At 42.3% G+C, this 22547-nt stretch carries 17 protein-coding genes and 3 pseudogenes; 16 read left to right on the top strand and 4 right to left on the bottom strand.

What is annotated here, in order from left to right:
• Nucleotides 1-74: 74 nt before the first annotated feature.
• The 3 genes and pseudogenes from IPM95_14740 (at nt 75) to obgE (ending at nt 2138) form a co-directional block, all read left to right on the top strand.
• Nucleotides 75-664, top strand: a pseudogene (locus IPM95_14740) (adenylate kinase).
• 85 nt (nt 665-749) lie between these two features.
• Nucleotides 750-1064, top strand: coding sequence for a hypothetical protein (locus tag IPM95_14735; GenBank protein MBK9330513.1), 315 nt, complete (start codon nt 750-752; stop codon nt 1062-1064).
• A 207-nt stretch (nt 1065-1271) separates the two neighbouring features.
• A pseudogene (gene obgE, locus IPM95_14730) lies at nt 1272-2138 on the top strand (GTPase ObgE).
• Between the two features lie 218 nt (nt 2139-2356).
• Here obgE and IPM95_14725 read toward each other — a convergent pair.
• Both IPM95_14725 and IPM95_14720 read right to left on the bottom strand, forming a co-directional pair.
• Nucleotides 2357-2542, bottom strand: coding sequence for a hypothetical protein (locus tag IPM95_14725; GenBank protein ID MBK9330512.1), 186 nt, complete (start codon nt 2540-2542; stop codon nt 2357-2359).
• Nucleotides 2543-2798: 256 nt separating this feature from the next.
• The gene (locus IPM95_14720) at nt 2799-3065 is read right to left on the bottom strand and encodes a hypothetical protein (GenBank protein ID MBK9330511.1); all 267 of its coding nucleotides are present in this window, start codon (nt 3063-3065) and stop codon (nt 2799-2801) included.
• 351 nt (nt 3066-3416) lie between these two features.
• Between IPM95_14720 and IPM95_14715 the strand changes: the two genes are divergently transcribed.
• Both IPM95_14715 and IPM95_14710 read left to right on the top strand, forming a co-directional pair.
• Nucleotides 3417-3914 (top strand): sterol desaturase family protein, encoded by a 498-nt coding sequence (locus IPM95_14715; protein ID MBK9330510.1) that lies wholly within the window; start codon nt 3417-3419, stop codon nt 3912-3914.
• Nucleotides 3915-4034: 120 nt separating this feature from the next.
• Complete coding sequence (locus IPM95_14710) at nt 4035-4484, top strand: hypothetical protein (protein ID MBK9330509.1); 450 nt, start codon at nt 4035-4037, stop codon at nt 4482-4484.
• A 115-nt stretch (nt 4485-4599) separates the two neighbouring features.
• Here IPM95_14710 and mce read toward each other — a convergent pair.
• Nucleotides 4600-5003: pseudogene (gene mce / locus IPM95_14705) on the bottom strand (methylmalonyl-CoA epimerase).
• 119 nt (nt 5004-5122) lie between these two features.
• On the opposite strand from mce, the gene IPM95_14700 reads away from it, so the two are divergent.
• Entirely contained in the window at nt 5123-5668 is a 546-nt protein-coding gene (locus IPM95_14700) for a lipocalin family protein (protein MBK9330508.1), read from the top strand.
• Between the two features lie 140 nt (nt 5669-5808).
• Nucleotides 5809-6957 (top strand): cysteine desulfurase, encoded by a 1149-nt coding sequence (locus tag IPM95_14695; GenBank protein ID MBK9330507.1) that lies wholly within the window; start codon nt 5809-5811, stop codon nt 6955-6957.
• 5 nt (nt 6958-6962) lie between these two features.
• On the opposite strand, the gene IPM95_14690 is transcribed toward IPM95_14695, so the two are convergent.
• Complete coding sequence (locus tag IPM95_14690; protein MBK9330506.1) at nt 6963-7298, bottom strand: hypothetical protein; 336 nt, start codon at nt 7296-7298, stop codon at nt 6963-6965.
• A 173-nt stretch (nt 7299-7471) separates the two neighbouring features.
• Here IPM95_14690 and IPM95_14685 point away from each other — a divergent pair, with 173 nt between their 5' ends.
• The 9 genes from IPM95_14685 to IPM95_14645 all read left to right on the top strand — a co-directional run bounded on the left by IPM95_14685 (nt 7472) and on the right by IPM95_14645 (nt 22536).
• On the top strand, nt 7472-7858 hold the full coding sequence (locus IPM95_14685; protein ID MBK9330505.1) for an RNA-binding S4 domain-containing protein: 387 nt from the start codon (nt 7472-7474) through the stop codon (nt 7856-7858).
• Between the two features lie 96 nt (nt 7859-7954).
• A complete protein-coding gene (locus IPM95_14680; GenBank protein MBK9330504.1) occupies nt 7955-8155 on the top strand; it encodes a twin-arginine translocase TatA/TatE family subunit in 201 nt (66 codons plus the stop codon).
• A gap of 17 nt (nt 8156-8172) precedes the next feature.
• Complete coding sequence (gene gatA / locus IPM95_14675; protein ID MBK9330503.1) at nt 8173-9597, top strand: Asp-tRNA(Asn)/Glu-tRNA(Gln) amidotransferase subunit GatA; 1425 nt, start codon at nt 8173-8175, stop codon at nt 9595-9597.
• A 102-nt stretch (nt 9598-9699) separates the two neighbouring features.
• Nucleotides 9700-11595: a transglycosylase SLT domain-containing protein gene (locus tag IPM95_14670; GenBank protein ID MBK9330502.1), complete on the top strand. Its 1896-nt coding sequence runs from the start codon at nt 9700-9702 to the stop codon at nt 11593-11595.
• Nucleotides 11596-11756: 161 nt separating this feature from the next.
• On the top strand, nt 11757-12353 hold the full coding sequence (ruvA, locus tag IPM95_14665; protein ID MBK9330501.1) for a Holliday junction branch migration protein RuvA: 597 nt from the start codon (nt 11757-11759) through the stop codon (nt 12351-12353).
• Nucleotides 12354-12436: 83 nt separating this feature from the next.
• Nucleotides 12437-19768 (top strand): cell surface protein SprA, encoded by a 7332-nt coding sequence (sprA, locus tag IPM95_14660; GenBank protein MBK9330500.1) that lies wholly within the window; start codon nt 12437-12439, stop codon nt 19766-19768.
• 115 nt (nt 19769-19883) lie between these two features.
• Entirely contained in the window at nt 19884-20261 is a 378-nt protein-coding gene (gene gcvH, locus IPM95_14655) for a glycine cleavage system protein GcvH (protein ID MBK9330499.1), read from the top strand.
• A 61-nt stretch (nt 20262-20322) separates the two neighbouring features.
• The gene (gene vanZ, locus IPM95_14650) at nt 20323-20700 is read left to right on the top strand and encodes a VanZ family protein (GenBank protein ID MBK9330498.1); all 378 of its coding nucleotides are present in this window, start codon (nt 20323-20325) and stop codon (nt 20698-20700) included.
• A gap of 36 nt (nt 20701-20736) precedes the next feature.
• On the top strand, nt 20737-22536 hold the full coding sequence (locus IPM95_14645; protein MBK9330497.1) for a tetratricopeptide repeat protein: 1800 nt from the start codon (nt 20737-20739) through the stop codon (nt 22534-22536).
• The last annotated feature ends 11 nt before the right edge of the window (nt 22537-22547 follow it).

Below are 22547 nucleotides of genomic sequence, written 5' to 3'. Positions count from 1 at the left end.
ACAATTCCTTAATCTTATCGAAATAACAGAGCGTTTGCTTTTAGTTATCTTTGAGCATAGAATTTTAAATTATAATGATCAATCTTATTTTATTTGGTCCTCCGGGAAGTGGCAAGGGCACTCAGGCTGTAAGATTGCGGAAGCATTTAATTTATTGCATATTTCCACCGGCGATTTATTCCGTTCTGAATTAAAACGAGACGCCACTTGGCTTGGAAGCCAAAAAATACATGGACAAGGGCGAACTGGTTCCGGATGAAGTCACCATTGGCATGCTTTCCAACAAGCTGGATGAATATGCAGAAAAGTGGAAGGTTTCATTTTTTGACGGATTTCCCCGCACACAACCACAGGCGGAAGCGCTCGATAAATTATTGGTTTAAAAAACACCAGCATTTCTTTGGTGCTGGCACTGGAAGTTCCGGAAGATGAGATTGTAAAACGCATTAAGGAGCGGGGCAAGACCTCCGGCAGGGCAGATGACATGAACGATGAAATCATTCGCAATCGGTTTAAAGTATACTTAAAAGAAACTGCTCAGGTCGCAGATCACTATAAAAAATCGGATAAGGTAGTCGAATTGGATGGTGTCGGCACTATTGATGATTTTCGAAGCACTGAAGACCGTGGTAAAAAAAGAGCATCTAACGCATGCCCACTTTGATGTAAGACTCGACATCAACTAACATTTAATAACAATCTGCTTATTGACATTAGTCAATTTAATCTTGATTTTTGCAAGAAACTTTATGCGCAAATCAATTCTTGTTTCAACTCTCATTCTATTTTTGGGAACTATTGTTTTAACATCTTGCAAAAAAGATGCGAACAGCACCGTGGTAACTGACCCATTTGATGCTACAGGTTTTACACTGCTCTCTACGAGAACTTTTGAATCTGATGCTCATCCGACAACAGGGCAATTGTTAATCTGGACAAAATCAGACTCAATTGTTTACGAATTTAAGAATTTTAAGACTGATGATGGTCCGAATCTGGATGTGTATCTGGTGAACGAACTGGACAATGTGATTTCCGGTGGATATATGGATTTGGGGCCTTAAAAGGAATTGAAGGCAATTTCTATTACCGTACTAATAATACGGCGTCTTACAGTTATATCGTAGTCTGGTGCTCAGACTTCAACGTTAAATTCGGTCACGCACTTACGATTTAAAACTTAGTCAGCACTGATAATGAATTCTTTATATTCTAAGCCCTTTTCGGTCTTTATTAAAAGCTATCTTTGTTCCTTTTCAATTGATACCAACATGGAAGGCACAATTTTATTGGGATTACGTAAAACTTTTGTCCGTTCCGGTGACGGCGGCGGCGGCTCGGTGCATTTCCGCAGGGAAAAATATGTGCCGAAAGGCGGTCCGGATGGCGGTGATGGCGGCGCGGAGGCGGAAATATTGTTTTGCGCGGCAACAAACAACTCTGGACTTTACTCCATTTAAAATACCGAAAACACGTACATGCCGACAACGGCAACGGCGGCGAAGGCGGCCTCCGGTCCGGCAAAGCAGGTGAAGATATCATACTGGAAGTACCGTTCGGGACTATAGCCAAAGATGCAGAAACCGGGGAAAAGAAGTTGGAAATCTGGAAGACGGTCAGGAAGTAATCTTGGCTGCAAGGCGGAAAGAGGCGGGTCAGGGCAACAACCACTTTAAAACGGCTGTTAACCAGACACCACGCTATGCACAACCGGGCGAAACCGGCAGCGAAGGATGGAAAATCCTGGAACTGAAAGTACTGGCAGATGTCGGATTGGTAGGCTTCCCGAATGCCGGAAAATCCACGTTGCTATCGGTGGTGAGTGCCGCCAAACCGGAAATCGCCAATTATCCGTTCACCACACTGGTACCCAATCTGGGTGTCGTCGCTTATCGCGACAACCGCTCTTTTATCATGGCGGATATTCCGGGTATCATCGAAGGCGCACATGCCGGCAAAGGGCTGGGTGTAAGGTTCTTGAGGCATAGAGAACGCAATGCTTGTTTGCTGTTTATCATTCCTTCCGACAGCAACGACATCAAAAAGAATATAAAATATTAGAGAAAGAGCTGAAGCTGTATAATAAAGAATTGGTCAATAAACCCAGAGTGATCGGCATTCCAAGTCTGATTTGCTGATGATGAGCTGAAAAGATGCTAGCGAAAGAACTGCCGAAGAAGATTCCGCATGTATTCTTCTCTTCCTCACTTCCGAAAATCTCTTGCCACTGAAAGATATGCTGTGGAAGATGATGAATGATTAATTATTTATTATCATTTTTACCTCTTCCTGTTTTCCTGATACTATATCATTTCCTTCACTGAATAACCGGATGTTCCACATTCAGATTTTCCATTCAATTTCGTAATGATGCTTTCATCCAGTCACTGAATTGGTCAGGTGATCCTGATAGCACCTGTTCTTCCGGAAATCTTGCTTCTTTCTTTGTCCTCTCTTCTTTGGGAATATAATCATCACCGTAGCTGCGTTTCAGGAGGCGCTCTTTCCTTTCGGCACTGCGCCACTTTCCTTTTTCTTTCATCTCGCGGTATTTCCTTCTTCCATTCCGCTTCTTGATGTTTACGCGATTCCAGCTCTTCTTCCGTTTCTTCTTTCAGGATTTTTAATTTTCCGGATGAATTTCAAATGAATCGTTGACCGGAATTTCAATGATCCACCACAAAAATTTGACCTGCGCCGTTCCTACGCTCTGCATCAGGATATACTGTGACAGCAGCCTCGAAATCGCCTGAAAGATGGAAGTGATGATACTGATTTCCGATGTTGTGGTCAGCAGCTCATGGCTGTTGCCTTTTATTTTTCGGCCGGGTATAACTCATCCTTCCTACTTTTAATCCATCTCGATTTAGCAAATCAGTTTGAATGGAAACAATCGTAATGGGAAGAAAAAAGGAATTTTGTATGCGGATGTCCGTTTCGGTAACCACCTTGGTCAATCCAATTTCCTTGGTTCGCACTTCCACAATATCAATCATTTTACCCCGTGACGCCCTCACCACTATGTATGCCTTTATACGGTCTGTTATTTTCTGCAGTATGCCCATAGGTTGTATAAACTATTGTTAAAATAGGTATCTCCGTTGTTTAACAACCAAACTTAAGTTAAATTTAAATCAAATAAGAAATTTAATATGGAACACCTGAGTACGGTATTAGCCATTCCTGTCTTCTTACTCTGATTCTGGTAGAATATTTTGCGACGAGACGCAAACATCCGAGTATTACCGGACTGAATGATGCACTGTCAACCTGAATGCGGGTGTCAGCCATTTGTTGTTTAAATTATTGACAACCGGACTGATGCTCGGTGCATACATTTGGGTAAATGAACACTTTGCACTGGTTCATCTTTCGGGATTCTGGGCTTATGCCATTGTTTTTGTATTGTTTGATTTCTGTTTTACTGGGCACATCGTTTCGGGCATGAAATCAATCTTTTCTGGGGCGCACATATCGTGCATCATCAAGAGCGAAGAATACAACCTTACTGTTGCGTGCGCCAATCGTGGATACACAGCCTGCTTGTATTTTTTCTTTTGCCGATTGCCTTTCTAGGAGTGGATATATTGACATTGAGCATTGTTGCCGGCCTCAATTCTTTCTATCAGTTCTGGATACACACAAAAGCCGTGGAGCGCATGCCGAAATGGTTTGAAGCAGTATTCAATTCACCGGCACATCACCGTGTACACCATGGTGTCAATCCAAAATACATCGACAAGAATCACGCCGGCATGTTTATTATCTGGGATAAACTGTTTGGCACGTTTCATGAAGAGGAAGAAGAACCTACCTATAGGTATTACCAAACCTCTGAACAGCTGAATCCGGCCTGGGCGAATGTACATTACTACGCAGAAATGTATCAGTCGGCAAACAATTTAAAGGAATGAAAGACAAACTGAAACTGATTTTCCTTTGCCGGCTGGAGGCCTGATTATCTGGGAGGCCAGACAGTATCAGAACCGGATACATCACAACCCAAATACGATGTACAGGCTGCAAGCAGAGGATTGAATATTTACATTCTGGTGCAGTTTGCCTTTATCATTATCGGCTTATCTGCATATTTATATCACTTCGAAAAATTATCCGTTTTCTTTCGGGTATTGGCGTTTGCCGTACTGATGCTTTCAACCATCATCTGCAGTGCTATATTGGAGCAAAAACAATGGGTGAAGTATGCGGAATACTTCCGACTGCTATTGGCTATTGCAGGACTGAATTCCTTATATTATATAAGCTTCAACAACTGGTTTTACATTGTATTGGTTATTTCAATCCTGATAACCGCTTACTTTCTGGTATGGTACACACTGAACATACATAACAGGCACCTGCTGAAAACAATGGCGGTGAAAATAAGTTATTTTAGTACCGCCTTTCTTATTCTTTTACTATATTTCTACAAACACGGAACCTCCTGTGTATTGGAATTAAAGAATATTTTCAATCACCATTAAACTAAAAGAAATGGTCATTTCCAAACGGGCCTGCTGTAATCGTTCATTTGTTTTATATAAGAAGCAAGGATGAAAAGTATGTGATATAGCTTTTCTTTAAAAAATCTAACCCTATCTATCCATTCTGTTTCTGGCATAGTTCCACCAACACACCGTTTGTGGTCTTAGGATGAAAAAAACAGACTAATTTATTCAATGCTCCTAAATACGGCTTCTCTGTCAACGGCTGAAAGCCTTCGCTTATAAGTCTATCCATTTCCGCATAAATATCCTCGACATCAAATGCCACATGATGGATACCCTCTCCGCGCGTTTGCAGAAATTTGTGGATAGTGCTTTTTTCAGATACAGGTTCCAGCAATTCCACCTTGGTATCCTCCAGTGCAAAAAAGAAAACTTCAGTTGCTGACTTTCCAGAAATTCGTGATGAAAAGGCTTCTTGTTGAAGAGTCTGGAAAACAAATCATTGGACTGTTCAACATTCTTTACCGCAATGCCGATGTGGTCTATCTTTTTCATATCAGACATGAAAATACTAAAATGCCTTTTATTTTTGGTTTCTTTTTTTTGTTTAATTATTTTTGATTTTTATTAAACAAAATAATAAATGCCCTGTTATAGTAAATAAAACAAACTCAATGAAAAAGAACTTATCCATCAAATCCAGCTTACTGATACTAGCTGCGGTATTCATCAGCGGCTGTCTGCCTACCAACCTGACGCCTATCACAACGACACCCACTACCATTGACCTGTCCAGATACACTGGCAAATGGTACGAAATCGCATCATTACCCCAGATATTTTCACTGGGTGCTAAATGCATTACGGCAGAGTACTCCTCTAATCCGGACGGATCCATTAAAGTGCTGAACAAACAAGTCGGTGCAGATGGACGTCCGTCGCAAATAGAGGGCCGCGCCACCGTGGAAGCAAACTCTGGCAACACAAAACTGAAAGTAGCATTCTTCGGAGCGGAGCCGGCAAACTCCAATTACTGGATTGTAGAAATCGCAGATGATTATTCCTACGCAGTTGTCTCCGACCCTACCAAAACGACTTTCTGGATTCTGAGCCGTACACCGCAAATGGATGAAACCCTGGTACAGGATATCATCAACAGATGGGCAGCCTTTGGCATCAATACCGCACTGATTAAAAGAACGGTACAAGACTGCTGGTAAAATCATACTCCAATACCCCCTTTTTCATTGCCACGATAGTATCGTGGCATTTTTTATTTTGGCTGAACGAATGCGGCCTTCTCAAATTTTGTTTTCATTAAACCCGTCCAAATAACTATTTTTGAATCAACATGGAGTATATGCCGAAGCACATCTTATACCTGGATTATAATGCAACAACACCGGTGGATGAGGAAGTATTGCATACGATGCTGCCCTATTTCTCGGAAAAGTTTGGGAATGCTGCCAGTACAACACACCTGATCGGTACACAGGCAAAAGATGCTGTAGAAACTGCCCGAACAAGCATTGCCAGAACGATTAACTGCGAAGCGCAGGAAATCATCTTCACGTCCGGTTCTACGGAAGCCATTAACATGGCCATTAAAGGAGTATATAACCTATACCAGACAAAAGGGAATCACATCGTAACCGTTATGACTGAACATAAGGCTGTTTTAGATACCTGTTATTTTCTGGAAAAGAAAGGAGCGGTCATTACCTATCTTCCTGTTGACAGGAATGGTAAGATAGATTTAGTCGCGCTCGAACATTCCATCACCGACAAAACTGTTCTGGTTTGTGTTATGTATGCCAATAACGAGACCGGTGTCTTGCAGGATATTCCGGCAATATCCAAAATAGTTCACCGGAAAAATTCTATCTTCTTCTGTGATGCGACCCAAGCCATCGGTAAGATACCCGTTGATGTGCAGAAAGATGGAATCGACCTGCTATGTTTGTCGGCACATAAACTATATGGTCCCAAAGGCATCGGTGCATTATATGTAAGAAGGAAAAACCCGCGTGTAAGCCTGGAACCTTTATTGCATGGCGGCGGGCATGAGCGTGGCTTACGAAGCGGCACCCTGAATATTCCGGGAATCGTCGGGCTGGGAAAAGCATGCAGCAACATCCGATTGGATAATAATATGCAAATCAGCCGAGATTACCTGGAAAAAGGACTTGTCCAAAAATTCGGGAATCAAATTAACATAAACGGCAAAGAGTCTGAACGCCTTCCGAATACTTCCAATATTACATTCCCAATGAAAGCGGTGGATATCATCCGTTATACCAAAAATAAATTAGCGGTAGCCACCGGTTCGGCATGCACTTCTGCTGAAAATCTCCCTTCACATGTACTGACAGCAATGGGATTAAACAAAGAAGAGGCAGAAAAATCCATCCGTTTCAGCATGGGAAAATACAACACAAACGAAGAAATAGACGAAGTGCTGAAGATAATGGAATCAGTTATCAGAGAGCATACTTCCAAATCAAGATAGCAGTATTATTTTTTTCTGACATACTTTTCAGTCTGGAGCTCTAAATACTTCCAGCTAAAGACAAGCGTATCACCATCTGAGGACAAAAAATATTTAGCCGGACGCTCATCATTAAACTGTATCATATCGTCCGTATTATCCTTGAACAGCGTATATACGCCCCCTCTTGGCAGGGTATTCTTCTTCGTATGTGTTTCATAAAAGGTATTATCTGCCTTAACTTCCAATTCAATATTATCACTGGTACTTGAAGGAGTAGATACACCATGCCTTAATCCGCAGCAATCTGTTTCTATCCAGCTCCAGTTACCATTTATATTTTTCGGTTTTGGCAGGTTCAATCCACTCCCCCGGTTTCTTAGGCTTGGGCAATTTAGGTGGTTTTCCAGAGTACAATTGGAACGCAACCGTTAAGAAGATTAAAATAAAAATCAACTTTTTCATATCTTGTATTCAGTGTAAAATTATAAAATTTGTATCATACATTAACCCAATAGCAAATATCTTACCAAAAATGACCGATGTGGAAAAAGTGAGGATCGATAAATGGCTGTGGGCGGTTCGGATATATAAAACCAGAACGCTGGCAACTGATGCCTGCAATGCGGGTAAAATAAAGATAGACGGAGTTGCTGTAAAACCTGCTTTCCTGATTAAAGTCGGTCAAACCATACACATTAGCAGACAAGGTGAAAAATGGGTATATAAAGCATTGAAACTGATTGAAAAAAGGGTGGGTGCAGTCATAGCTGCTGCCTGCCTTGAAGACCTGACTCCACCGGAAGAAAGAAACAAACTGCTTTTCCCGTCCGTTTTTTACGAAGTGAGGGACAAAGGCGTCGGCAGGCCAACCAAGAAAGACCGTCGGGATATCGATAGATTCAAGGATATTGATGGGTGAGGTGGTTCAATGTTTAAATATTGATAACATATATCCAAACGGGTTTAACAAGCATTTTACAGTAAAAAGTAGTACTTTTGTAGTAAATAATAGCTTATGTTTGGAATGCACGGACCGGAATTATGGTTCATCTTGGCGATAGTTGTACTGCTCTTTGGCGGAAAAAAAATTCCGGAACTCATGCGTGGCGTTGGTAAAGGAATTCGCGAGTTTAATGCCGCTAAAGCGAACTTACAGGATGAATTTGAGAAAGGGATAAAAGAAGAAGACCCTAAGAAACTGCCGGAAAACAAATAATCTTAAATTTGCCTATAGTGGAAGTGTACAGATCTCTGAAGAAGCTGCAAGAAGATTTACATGATAAAAAGATTACAGCCAGGGAAATCACTTCACAATATCTGACCAACATACATGCAAGCCAGGAAATAAATGCTTTCTTAGAAGTATTTGAAACGGATGCATTAGCCACCGCTGAGAAAATTGATGCAAAAATAGCCCGGCAACTGCCGTTGGGTAAATTATTCGGGTTAATCATAGCCATCAAGGACAATATCGTTTATAAGAATCACTGCGCTACCGCCGCTTCTCATATTCTGGAGGGATTTGTTTCACCTTATTCTGCCACGGTAATCGAAAGATTAATAGTGGAAGATGCCATTATCATCGGACGTACCAACTGTGATGAATTTGCCATGGGCGGCAGCAATGAAAATTCCTTTTTCGGACCGGTTAAAAATCCCGTTGACTTAACAAGGGTTTCCGGCGGCTCTTCCGGCGGTTCTGCGGCAGCCGTCGCAGCTGATCTTTGCATGGCGGCATTAGGCTCCGATACCGGTGGTTCCATCCGGCAGCCTGCTGCCTTTTGCGGCATTGTAGGCTTAAAACCTACTTACGGCAGAGTTTCCCGTTATGGACTGATTGCCTACGGTTCCTCTTTCGACCAGATCGGCCCATTAACCCATAATGTGGAAGACGCCGCCTTAATATTGGAAGTGATTGCGGGCGACGACAAGTATGACGCAACCTGTTCACATCAAACAGTACCAACCTATTCAACAGCTATAAGGTCAGATAAAAAATATAAAATTGCCTATTACGAGAATGCCATCGAACATGAAGGTATAGATAAAGATGTCCGTCAATCATGCTTAGATATTATTGAACAACTAAAAAACTACGGACATCAGGTGGATGCCATAACCTTTAATGAACTGGGTTATATCGTTCCGGCATATTATGTGCTAACCACCGCTGAGGCATCCTCCAATCTCTCCCGTTTTGACGGAGTGAAATACGGCTTTCATGCCCGGGAAGCTCAGGATTTGGAGCAAACCTATAAACTCACCCGCTCACAGGGTTTTGGCAAAGAGGTGCAACGGCGAATTATGAGCGGAGCCTTCGTATTGAGTGCCGGTTACTACGATGCCTATTATTCCAAAGCTCAGAAGGTACGCCGAATCGTGGCAGAAAGAACATATCAGACACTGGAAGATTACGATTTCATCCTCTGTCCCACCACACCCACGCCTGCCTACAAAATCGGCGAAGTGTCTGACCCTATCACCTCTTTTCTGGGTGATATATTTACCGTTCAGGCAAATATTGCCGGCATACCCGGGATTTCTTTACCATTAAGCAGGACGACGAGCGGTTTGCCTATCGGCATTCAGTTCATGGCGGGAAGGTGGCAGGAAGAAAAGCTATTGAGTTTTGCGCGGGAAATGATGTCCGGCAGATAAATTAACCATCTGATTTTCTTACAATTACCCCTGTTTTCTTAAATAAATCTAAAAAATCAGTATCTGCCGGAAATAAAAAGGCATTTTCCCTATCTTGCAAAAATGTGCGTCAGAAAAATCTTACCCATATTCCTGTCCTTTGCTTTTTGCTTGCCCTTTTTCAGCGGCAAGTCACAATCTTCTCCGCCATCTCAATACAAAGATGCTTCCAGCGACTTAGTTATTCCCACTGAAGAGCAATTGCTCAGAGATGACCCCGATCCCATCGTACTCAGTGCACAAATTTCCGTTCGGCTGAAAAAAATCCAGCATATCATTCCGCTCGATTATAATGAACATGTCCAAACTTACATTTCCTATAATACTAAAAGAAAAACCCATATTTCAAAGATGCTGGGCAGGGCGAAAAAGTTTTTCCCTGTCTTTGAGCCCATATTATCCGAATACGGTGTGCCGGATGAAATGAAATATCTTGCCGTGGTGGAGTCTGCCTTAAACCCGTTTGCCGTTTCGCCCAAGGGTGCCAGCGGTCCATGGCAGTTTATGTACAGCACCGCTTTGCGCTATGATTTAAACATATCCAAACGTGTCGATGAACGGCGTGACCCTTACAGAGCCTGTGAAGGAGCTGCACGGTATCTGAAAGAAATGTATGACCTCTATGGAAACTGGCACCTTGCCATTGCCTCCTACAATTGCGGACCTGGGAATGTAAACAAGGCCATTAAGAAAGCGGGAGGTTCTACCAACTTCTGGGATATCAGACCTTACCTGCCTGCAGAAACCCGTGCCTACGTCCCATCTTTTATTGCTACCGTATATGCCATGAAATATGCTCAGCAATACGGGATCATCCCGCTTGGCATTGAACGGGAAACAACGCAACGCGTCACCGTGAGAGAGAAAATTACGGTGAACGATTTAGAAAGCCTGCTGAATTTGCCACGCCAGGTTATCATTGATGAAAACCCTTCATTACTTACAACCCTCATCCCTGCTGACTTTACCTTAAACCTACCTTCATCAAAGATAATTATGTTTAATCAGTATCAGGATTCTCTGTATGTAAAAGCGGAAGATGTCACCACTGCCCAAAAACTGGTGGTTCCGAAAGTAGTCAAACCGGAAAGTTCACCTAAAGAGATGCCTGCCACAGCATGTCTGGATGAACTTCAACCGGCTATGAAAGAGGAGTTCAGCTCTCAACCCGTTGTGAAAGGTCAGAAACCGGTTGCCAAAAAAAATGCCGGGTCGGAGAAAAAGGAAGAAGAAACAACTTCTCTTTATCAAAAACTAAAATCAAAAATACTAAACCCAAAAGAGGAGACGGTTACCTCTCAAAAAAGCCCGGAAAAAGAAGCCCGGAATAAAACCACCGACCATAAGGCAAATGCGCTTCCTGAAAAAATGAAAAAAGATGCATCAGAACTTAAAACGAAAGAAAAGACGCCCGCCGCTAAAATCATAAATCCTGAATTCGTAAAAGAAGATGATGAGACCTACAAAGTAGTGGTTTACACGGTAAAAGGCGGAGATAATCTGGGGTATGTTGCATCTTGGTTTCACTGCAAAGTAAAAGAAATACGAAGATGGAATGAGCTAAACGGTAATTTTATCGATGTAAATGATGAATTGCTCATTTATGTGCATGAAAATGATTTCAAAAAATTTGTACGCTTTAACTATTTAAGCAACCGGATTAAGGACTTACTGAGCAGCCGCATTCAAACGCAGGAAGAAGCGGAAGCGATAAAAAACAAACAACTGGCTAGTGACAGCACTCCATTGGTGGATAAAATCAATCCGGTGAAAATTTTGGCAAAACGAAAAGATTGCTTTGAGATACACACCATAAAATCCGGTGAAAACCTTTGGGTGATCGCACAAAAATATGACGACGTAACTGTGCAGGATTTGATGCAGTGGAACAGCTATAAAAAAACTCCCCTCCTGCACAAAGGAGATAAAATAAAAGTGCAAAGAATAGAATGCAAGTAACGTAAAAATACCATCCTTCATCCTGCACCATAACCCAATTTATTATTTTACAAGATAAGCATGTCACACTGCTGCATAAATGAGCGATAAAATATTAACTTTCTATATTATTTTTGATATTTTTGTCGAAATCAAGACACCCGACAGAACAACCATATTCTATGTACGCTTACCTGACCGGAAAAATCACTTATAAAACACCCACTCATGTATATCTGGATTGCAATGGTGTGGGTTATTTCATCCATATCTCCTTATCTACTTTTTCTCAGATAGAGCATACGGATAATATAAGACTTTTTATCCACCTCGTGGTTCGGGAAGATGCCCATCTGCTTTTTGGGTTCTACACCGAAGATGAAAAGAGCATGTTCCTGCACCTGATTTCCGTTTCCGGCATAGGTCCGAACACAGCCAGACTCGTATTATCATCCATGTCAACACAGGAATTCCAAAGGGCAATAACACAGGAAAATGTACGTTTAATACAATCAATAAAGGGAATTGGGCCTAAATCCGCCCAACGGTTGATTTTGGAATTAAAAGATAAGCTGAAAAGAGAACCCATGCAGGATGGTATGGAAATGAAGGCAGCATCCGGCAGTCATGCCGTGATGAACGATGAAGCTTTAGCAGCCCTGAATATGCTCGGCTTTCAAAAAATACAGGCGGAGAAGGCAATACAAAAGGCTTTAAAAGAAAGCCATCCTGTTCAGTCCGTAGAGGAATTGATAAAATTAAGCTTAAAAAATTTGTAGATTTGTAGCACACACACTTATAATTGTTAGTGAGAAAAAGATTTTATAGTACTTATATAAGTAGGATTGTATTTTTTGCTTTAGTGTGTAGCAACCTGAAGGGTTTTACCCAATCTGATACTTCCAAATCCGGTCTTCGCTTTCCTTTACAGGACAGAAATACCGACTTTTACAGTACGAAGCCTTCCTCCACCATCGATTTAAAAGACCCCAAAATCATCACCCAGAAGGTGGAATACGACCCTAAAACAAACAAGTTTATCGTGTATGAGAAAATCGGAGACACGTATTACAAGGCCCCGACATACATGACGTATGATGAATACCTCGAATATTCGAAACAGCAATCCGAACAAACGTATTTCCAGCAGCGTTCCAGGGCTATTGACCTTGCAGAACGAAAAAGCAAACAGCCTTTCCTGTATCAGGGTCCCGAGTTGTTTAACCGTTTTTTAGGCGGCACCAAAATCGAAATTAAACCCCAGGGCAACGTAGATGTTACGGTTGGGGTTAATTCACAACGAACAGATAACCCCGTCCTGCTCCAAAATCAACGCAGAACGGTCAATTTTGATTTTGACATGAACATCCAGCTCGGGCTGCAGGCTTCCGTTGGTGACAAAATAAAATTGGGCATCAACTATAACACCAAATCTGGATTTTCCTTTGAAAACCAGTTAAAATTAGCCTACAAGGGAAAGGAAGATGATATCATCCAGGCATTGGAATTCGGTAATGTTAGCCTTCCTTTACGAAGTGCCCTCATCAAAGGGCCTCAGAATCTCTTCGGGATGAAATCCCAGTTGAAATTCGGACGACTGACCATCACCAACATCTTATCACAACAAAAATCAAAAACAGAAAGTGTCAGGATTGAAAACGGCGCCCAAACCAAGAAATTCTCGATCAAGGCGGATGAATACGAAGACAACCGGCACTTTTTTATAGCACAATACTTCAGAGATACCTATGAACAAAGCCTAAGCCGCCTGCCTTTTGTGGGCGCTCAGACCGTTATCAACCGTATAGAAGTATGGGTGACCAATAAAACACGTCAGACTGAAAACGTCAGAGAGATAGTGGCATTTCAGGATTTGGGAGAAATCAGCAAAGTATATAATCCTTCTTTGCTGAATGGAAACACCAATGCATACCCTGAAAGCAACTCCAATAATTTATATAATATAGTCACGAACAGCGCCAATGCCATTAATTTCCGAGACCCGAGCAGGTGTATCAGTTTTCTGGAAAGCAACGGGTTGCGCTCTGTCGATGATTTTGAAAAAACAAGTGCACGAAAATTAGCTGCGACGGAATACTACTTTAATCCGCAGTTAGGTTATATCTCCTTAAACCAGCAATTGCGTCCGGATGAAGTATTGGGGGTCGCCATACAATACACCGTTAACGGAAAAGTATACCAGATGGGTGAGTTTGCAACTGACCTCCCTCCTTTAGCCGACACGACGAAAACAAAAGACCAGATTTTAGTATTAAAATTATTGAAAGCGACATCCGTTCGTACAACAGAACCCATATGGGATCTGATGATGAAGAACGTTTATTCATTAAATGCTTATAATATCAGCCCGGAACAATTCTTTTTTGATATTTACTATATAGATCCGGGAGGCGGGCAGAAACGCTATCTTCCCGACGGGGGTAATATATCCGGATTGCAGTTAATCAGGGCGCTGAACCTGGATAATGTGAACAATCAGCTCGATCCGCAACCGGACGGACGATTTGACTTTATTCCAAATGTAACCATCAGTCCCAGAAACGGTAAAATATACTTTCCCGTACTGGAACCATTTGGCAGTTCTTTAGGCAATGCCATCGGAGATCCTGCCATTGCTTCCAATTATGTATACCGGTATCTGTATGACACGACCAAAACGGCGGCCACTCAATTTCCGGAGTTTAACCGCTTTTTAATGAAAGGGTCCTATCGCGGTACCGACAACAGTACATTCAGATTGCCGGGTGCATTTAATTTACCCCAAGGTTCTGTAAGCGTTAGCGCCGGTGGTAATTTGCTGACTGAAAATGTGGATTACACCGTCAACTATGGTATTGGTGAAGTAATAATAGTGAACCAGGGTGTCCTGAACGCGGGTGTTCCTATTGATATAAAATTTGAAAACAATGTACTATTCGGCGTTGTCAATAAAACTCTCATGGGCACGCGTCTGGATTACAGTGTCAACAAAAACTTTACCATTGGTTTCACCCACCTTCATTTGGCAGAAAGGCCGTTTACACAAAAAGTAAACTTCAACGATGATCCTGTCAAAAACAATGTTATAGGGCTGGATATAAATTATTCCACGGAGTCAAAAGGATTGTCAAGAGCCTTTAACAAGATAACCGCTCAGGATTTAACCACTGCCTCTAAAATATCCGTATCTGCGGAGGCGGCACATTTTATGCCTGGACATTCTAAAGCAATTAATATAGACAATGCCGGTACCGTCTATGTGGATGATTTCGAAGGAGCCAGTACCAATTTTGATTTAAGAGGGAGTTTTTTGACCTGGTCACTGGCATCCGCACCAAAAGGCATGCCTGACAGATTCGGTGCAGAAAAATTCCCGGAAGCCCGGCTGAGTGACAGCTTAGCCTACGGATTTAACAGGGCTAAGTTATCGTGGTATTCTATCGACCCTGTCTTTCAGGGAGCATTGGGCAGTAATCCGTTGGATGATGCCACCGCACAGGCTACTAAAGACAATATATATACCCGTCAGTATTTTGAACGCGATGTATTCCGCAACCGGGAAAACGCCACCATCAACAACCCTCCGCTTTTCACATTGGATTTATCTTATTTCCCGGACGAAAGAGGTCCGTATAACTTTGAAACAACACCTACTCCCTACTCCAGAGGGGTATCGGCAAGCGGCAAACTCAATAATCCGGAAACGAGATGGGGCGGTATCATGCGCACCATTGAAACCACCAGCGATTTTGAGGCTGCCAATATTGAATTCATTCAGTTCTGGGTACTGGATCCGTTTAAATTCCCTGGCGGCAATAGAAAAGGGAACCTGTATTTGCAACTCGGAAATTTATCGGAGGATATTTTAAAAGACTCCCGTAAACAGTATGAGAACGGATTACCGCGTCCCAATGCGGCAACCACGGTAGATACATCCTCCTGGGGTGTTACACCAACCATTCAGAATGCCTTAACCAATCAATTTGATGCAGATCCGGATGTAATAACAAAACAGGACGTAGGATTAGACGGATTGGATGATGACGCCGAAAAGAATTTCTATGCCGATTTTATTTCCAGACTGGCAACCATTGTTACCAATCCGGATATATTAACAAAAGCCAATACAGACCCTTCCAATGACGATTATATCTTTCACAGAGACTCGAGGTTTTTGGCAAATGATAATGTAATCACGCGCTATAAAGACTTTTCCAACACACAGGGAAACTCTTCCAACAACCTGGTGGGTGGAAATGTAAACGGAAATTCGAAGACACAACCTGATAATGAAGATTTGAATAACGATAATACCCTCAACGAAACCGAAGAATTCTTTCAGTATAGGGTGGCTTTCGACGAATCAAGTCTGGCTAATTCCCCTTTTGTTGCAGATAAAGTGGCTGTACCCTTAAATTCAAATGACTCCGCATACTGGTATCAGATCAAGATACCAATTAAAGAATATGAGCAAAGGGTCGGCAATATTTCCGATTTTCGTTCTATCCGCTTTGTCCGTTTATTACTGGCGGATTTTGAGCAGCCGGTAACATTGCGCTTTGCCCAGTTTTCCCTCGTAAGAAACCAATGGAGACGCTATGATTTATCACTGGCCAATCCGGGCGAAGAACTGCCGGGTGATGATGTTTCCAACACAGACTTTAACATCTCCTCCGTAAGTGTGGAAGAAAACTCCAGCAGGAGCCCGATTCCTTACGCCATTCCGCCCGGCATAAACCGGGAACAGAATATCAGCGGTTACAACAACGCCTTACAGAACGAGCAGTCCATGAGTTTGCAGGTATGTGAATTGAAAGACGGTGATGCACGTGCCGTTTACCGGGTAACTAACCTTGATTTACGCAATTACAAAAGAATCAAGTTATTTACACATGCGGAGAATTTCCCCGGCGACAAAGGAAGTTCATTCCCGATAAAAGATAACGATGTCAGTGCTTTCATACGGATAGGCTCCGATTTCACGGATAATTATTATGAATATGAACTTCCGCTGAAAGTAACCTTGCCGGGCAGTTACAATCCTCAGTCCGATGCTGACAGAAGATTAATATGGCCGGACTCCAACCAGATGAATATCTTACTGGATTCGCTTACCAAGGTAAAACAAGTTCGCAATCAAAGCAATGCCTCCCTGATACTTCCGTATGATGTCACTCTTGGCAATGGGTCAAAAATAAGCATTAAGGGAAATCCGGACCTGGGAGTTGCTTCGGTCTTTATGATTGGAATTAAAAACCCAAAAAGGATTATAGGTGAGAATGATGCCACGGATGACGGTTTGTCGAAATGTGCAGAGATATGGGTCAATGAGCTGCGGATGTCCGGATTTGACGAACAGAGCGGATGGGCTGCGATGGGCAGGGTTGATTTACAACTCGGAAATCTGGGAAATCTGGTTATTGCGGGCAATATGCATACCATCGGCTATGGTGACCTGGAACAAAGACTGAATCAGCGTTACAGGGATAACTATTTCCAATATGACATCGCTGCAAATCTGCAATTGGGTAATTTATTGCCTGAAAAAGCGGGTTTGAAAATTCCGGTTTATACCCAGTTCTCTCAAACAATCAGTACACCACAATACGATCCCTACGAACTGGACGTTAAATTAAAGGATAAATTCAGCACTATAGATGCAGATCCGAATTTATCGAAAGAGCGTAAGAAAGAATTGAAAGATTCTGCCAGATACGTTGCACAGGATGTAACAACCATCAAAAGCATTAATGTCACCAATCTGCAGAAAGTAAGAACCAACCCGGATAAACAACCACGTGTGTATGATGTGGAAAATTTCAACCTGTCATATGCCTTTACGCAAACAGACCGACGCAATCCGGTCATAGAAAAAGAGGTGATAACCGTGCACAGAGGTTCCCTTGGCTGGAATTTTTCGCCCAAGCCATTATCCTGGCAGCCGTTCAAGAAATTGAAAAACAACAATATCCATCTCAGGCCAGTCAAGGAATTCAATCTGAGCCTGAAACCCAATAATGTCACTTTCCGGACAGATATCAACAGACAGTACGCCTACTCTAAAATCAGGGATATCGGAAATGACGGATTGGTGATTCAGCCGACATTTGACAAATACTTTACCCTGGACCGATTCTGGAGTATCAAATACAATATCACCAAATCGATCAATGTAGATTTCACGGCTACCAACAAAGCACGGATTGACGAGCCGGCAGGAGCGTTAGACACCAAAGCTAAACGTGATTCCGTTTGGCGGAACTTCTGGAAATTTGGCAGAAATATAAATTACGAGCATATCTTTAATGCATCTTACAATCTGCCGCTGCAGTTATTTCCATCTCTCGACTGGATGAGTGTCAAAGCCCGTTACAGTGCCACCTACTCCTGGGTGGCAGCACCATTGGCTTTAAAGAGTTTGGGTAACACCCTCCGAAACGGGCAGGATTATCAGATAACGGCTGATGTGAATTTCAAAAGTTTATACCAAAAGGCTAAGTTTTTAAAACCCTATACGCAACCGGATCTGAGAAAAACGAAACAGGAGTATGCGGACGCCTATTCAAAATATGAAGAGCTGAACAGTCAGGCAAAAACAAAGATCATCCAGAAAAAGGAAGAGATTGAGAAGAAAATAGAAGACATAGAGATTGCCCAGAAAGATACCTCGAAAACAAAAGATGATATCAAAAGGCTGATAGAAGATAAAAAAAGACTGAAGAATGACTTATGGCAATTGAAGGTGGACAAACGCAGGTTGCTGGAACCCGCCAATCCGACATTAGATCCGGTCATCCGTCCGCTCTTAATGCTTCAACGGGCATCTTTCAGCTACGATGTGAAGAATACTACTTTATTGCCGGGTTTTATGCCGACACCGCTGTTATTTGGCCAGGACTTTAAAAACAAGGCCCCGGGTGCCGGATTTTTATTCGGTGCTCAGAAAGATACGAACTGGCTCAACAGGATTGCCGCAAAAGGCCTGATCTCTTCTGATACCACCATGAATTATCAGTTTATTCAGACTACTCAGAAATCATTCAACCTCCGCGTCACCTTGGAGCCTTTCAGGGATTTTCGTGTTGACATCTCCATGCAAAAAACAGAAGGGGAAACATTTTCAGAATTTTTTAAGAAAACATCCGCAAACGGACCGTTTCAGCATCTGACCCCACAGGTCACCGGTAATATGTCCATGTCATTTTTAATGCTGAATACAATTTTCGGGAAGGTAGATAAAAACAACTTCAGCAATGCATTCTATAAATTCCAGGAATTGCGAGAAATATATTCACAGAAATTCGGCGCGTTGAATCCAAACTCTACCGGCATCTACATTAACGACAGCATACAACTTCCTAATTTTAAAGAGGGATACGGACCGTTCTCGCAGGATGTTCTGGTACCTGCATTAATTGCGGCCTATACAGGAAAAGATCCGAATAAAGTCCGCCTAAACCCCCTGAAAACCATTCCGCTGCCAAACTGGAGAGTATCTTATAATGGTATTGCTAAAACTAAATGGGGTAAAAAATTATTTACCTCATTTAACATCACACACGGATACAACTCAACCTTCAGTATAGGATCCTATCTCACCAATTTGAAATATGTCGGAACGCCCGGTTATTTTAACGAAGACCTTTATGTAGTGCCACAGGAGATTGACTCCTTGTCAGGTAACTACTTTTCTTATTACACGATTCCGCAGGTTACGATCACGGAACAACTCTCTCCGCTGTTGGGTGTGGAAATTGCCTGGAAAAACAGCTTAATCACGAATTTTGAATTTAAAAAATCCCGTACACTCGGATTGAGTTTGCTCGATTACCGACTGACGGAAACACGCTCCACCGAGTATGTTGCCGCTGTTGGGTACAAACTGGCGAAATTCAAACTGCCGTTTAAAATAAGAGGGAAACGCATTACGCTTAACAACGATATCAATCTGCGGGCTGACTTCTCTTACCGGGACGACAAGACCGTAAACTACCGTTTGGACCAAAATATTGCAGAGCCGACAAGAGGGCAAAAAACAATCTCGCTGGCCGCCACAATCGACTATATCATCAATAACAAGCTGAATGTCCGGCTTTTTTATGACTTTAGAAAAACGATTCCTGCCACTTTAGCTTCCTACCCTACCAGTTCGCACAGAGGTGGTATCACCTTCAGGTTCTCACTGACCCCTTAATCACAGTTTCAGGGAAACCGATAATCCTGAACGCTGACAGAAAACATTCCGATATTTCAATCGTAATGCACAAGATTTGTAATAAAAATCTTACATTCGTAAAAAATACGTAAAAATGAATTTTCCTGCTGAATTAAAGTACTCCAAAGAACACGAATGGCTGCGTGCGGATGGCGAAACCGCTGTCATCGGCATCACGGAATTTGCGCAAAAAGAACTGGGCGATATTATTTATGTCGACATTGACTCTGTCGGTGATACGGTTGTAAAAGATGCCATCTTTGGCACCGTTGAAGCGGTCAAGACAGTTTCTGATCTGTTTATGCCTGTTGGTGGCGAAGTGATTGAATTCAACGAAGTGCTGAAAGACAAACCGGAACTGGTCAACTCAGACCCGTACGGTGAAGGCTGGATGATAAAAATAAGAATCAGCAACCCGGATGAAATTGCAACGTTATTGGATGCTGCTGCTTATCAGGCATTAATCGGATAAGCCGGACGGAGCATCTCGATCGCAAGATACGAAGCGATCTCTTCCGCAACGCAGTAATCCAATGAACAAGAAAATACTTTACAATTATTTGCCGGCTGTTTTATGGTCGGCATTTATTTTTTTTCTGTGTTTCATTCCCGGCAGCACATTGCCAAAAGAAGACTGGCTGGATAAAATCCATTTTGACAAAATCGTCCATGTCATTTTATATCTTATTTTGTTTCTGCTGATCATTCACGCCTTCAAACAACAGTCTGTAAAGCCATCCCATCTTGTCGCCGCTGCATTCCTCTGCCTCACTCAGGGTGTAATCATCGAATACATTCAGGGAACTGCGTTTATCCGGGACAGAAGTTTTGATTTATGGGATATTGCGGCAAATGGATTGGGTGTGTTAACGGGCATCCTGGTGTCACAATCAAAACATAAGACTAATTAACTTTATTTTCTGCACTATTTTTGATATGTTTAATTCGTGAAAAAAACCGCCTTCCTGCTTTCTGTTTTTTTATCTGTCCACGCCATTGCCCAGGATGGTGATTATGATGCATTTTTAGCAAGGCAGTTTCTGCAAAACGGTGAAATCGCAAAAGCAGCTGAGTATTACGCTGAGTTATATCGTGAAAACCCTACTGAATATTATGAAGCCTACCTGAGTGTATTGATACAGCTGAAGGATTTCGAAAAGGCCGAGAAAACCATCAAACAACAATACAAACAATCCGGCAGCAATCCCTTATACATCCTGGATTTGGCTGATTTATACCTAAAACAGAACAGAGAGCCGGATGCGGAAAAACAGTTTTCCAAAACCATTAAAGAACTGAAACCTGACAGATACACCATCGGTCAGATAGCAGAAAAATTTATCCGGCTGAAACAATTGGATTACGCCCAGAAAACCTACCTGAAAGCAAAAGATATACTGAAAGACAGATCCGCTTTCAATTTAGATCTGGCGAATTTGCTGTTTCTAAAAAATGACATTACCGGCATGATTAATGCCTATCTGGACGAAGCTCCTTATCAGGCAACTGATTTATCATCCATTGAAAACGGATTACAAAAGGCTCTGGTGGATGAGAAGACAAAAGATGCTTTGGAAAAAGAGCTGCTGTTCCGCATCCAGGCTAACAAGACACTCTTTGTCTATCAGGACCTGCTGGTTTGGCTGTACATGCAGCGTAATGATTTTGATGGTGCCGTTTTACAGGCCAAATCCCTGGACCTGCTGAGAAGGGAAGACGGGGAAAACCTCATGCGCATTTCTAAAACCGCGGCTGAACAGAAAGATTTCGACGCTGCCATTAAGGGTTATCAGTATGTAATTAACAAAGGTGCTAATTACCCGTGGTATGTCAGTGCGAATCTGGAACTCATTAATGTTAAAAGGGATAAATTGGTCAATTCCCCCAACTACAGCAACGAGCAATTATTCTCTTTAAAACAAACCTATCAGAATTTCATCAGTACCTTCAAGAACGAATACACCACCACCTATGCCATACTGGAGCTGGCACAATTAGAAGCCTTATACTTACATGATATAGATTCCGCCATCGCTCATGTTATTCCTGTGACGGAAAACAGCCGCGCTCCGAAAGACCTGCTGGCAAAAGCAAAAATGTACTTAGGCGATTACTACCTGATTGCAGACCAGCCCTGGGAAAGCTTATTGCTGTATACACAGGTGGAAAAAGAGCAGAAGGGGAATCCGCTGGGCGAAGAAGCTAAATTCAGAAATGCCAAGCTAGCCTATTACAAAGGTGATTTTGAGTGGGCGCAGACACAATTGAAGATCATTAAGGCCAATACCTCCGAATTCATATCCAATGATGCCATTGATTTATCCGTCTTTATTTTAGACAACCTCAATACCGACACCATTGACTATGCGTTGCTGAAATTCGCGAAGTCAGACTTGTTGCGCTACCAGAATAAACTGGATGAGGCAGAAGACACGCTGAATGATATCACTAAGAATTACAGCGGCACCGCCCTGCAGGATGACATCCTCTATCTGAAATATAAAATCGAACGGGACAGGCAGCATTATGATAAAGCCGCGGAATACCTGGAAAAGATAGTATCTTTTTACGGAGACGATATTTTAGCCGACAATGCCATTTTTTATCTCGGCGAGATGAACCAGAAATTCCTGAACAACGAAGAGAAGGCAAAACAATATTACGAGAAAATCATTGTTGAATACAAGGACAGCACCTTCGCCATTGAAGCCAGAAAACGTTACAGGAAACTCAGAGGTGACACTTAAATCTGCCTTTT

The sequence above is a fragment of the Sphingobacteriales bacterium genome, assembly GCA_016719635.1.
Classification (GTDB): domain Bacteria; phylum Bacteroidota; class Bacteroidia; order Chitinophagales; family JADIYW01; genus JADJSS01.
Note: the sequence above shows the minus strand (reverse complement) of the source record. Positions and strands in the feature narration are given on the sequence as shown.

Excerpts from the sequence above, each read along its gene's own strand:
- IPM95_14735 (MBK9330513.1), top strand. The coding sequence starts at position 750 with ATGCGCAAATCAATTCTTGTTTCAACTCTCATTCTATTTTTGGGAACT.
- IPM95_14725 (MBK9330512.1), bottom strand. The coding sequence starts at position 2,542 with ATGAAAGAAAAAGGAAAGTGGCGCAGTGCCGAAAGGAAAGAGCGCCTC.
- IPM95_14720 (MBK9330511.1), bottom strand. The coding sequence starts at position 3,065 with ATGGGCATACTGCAGAAAATAACAGACCGTATAAAGGCATACATAGTG.
- IPM95_14700 (MBK9330508.1), top strand. The coding sequence starts at position 5,123 with ATGAAAAAGAACTTATCCATCAAATCCAGCTTACTGATACTAGCTGCG.
- IPM95_14695 (MBK9330507.1), top strand. The coding sequence starts at position 5,809 with ATGCCGAAGCACATCTTATACCTGGATTATAATGCAACAACACCGGTG.
- IPM95_14685 (MBK9330505.1), top strand. The coding sequence starts at position 7,472 with ATGACCGATGTGGAAAAAGTGAGGATCGATAAATGGCTGTGGGCGGTT.
- IPM95_14680 (MBK9330504.1), top strand. The coding sequence starts at position 7,955 with ATGTTTGGAATGCACGGACCGGAATTATGGTTCATCTTGGCGATAGTT.
- IPM95_14670 (MBK9330502.1), top strand. The coding sequence starts at position 9,700 with ATGTGCGTCAGAAAAATCTTACCCATATTCCTGTCCTTTGCTTTTTGC.
- ruvA (MBK9330501.1), top strand. The coding sequence starts at position 11,757 with ATGTACGCTTACCTGACCGGAAAAATCACTTATAAAACACCCACTCAT.
- gcvH (MBK9330499.1), top strand. The coding sequence starts at position 19,884 with ATGAATTTTCCTGCTGAATTAAAGTACTCCAAAGAACACGAATGGCTG.
- vanZ (MBK9330498.1), top strand. The coding sequence starts at position 20,323 with ATGAACAAGAAAATACTTTACAATTATTTGCCGGCTGTTTTATGGTCG.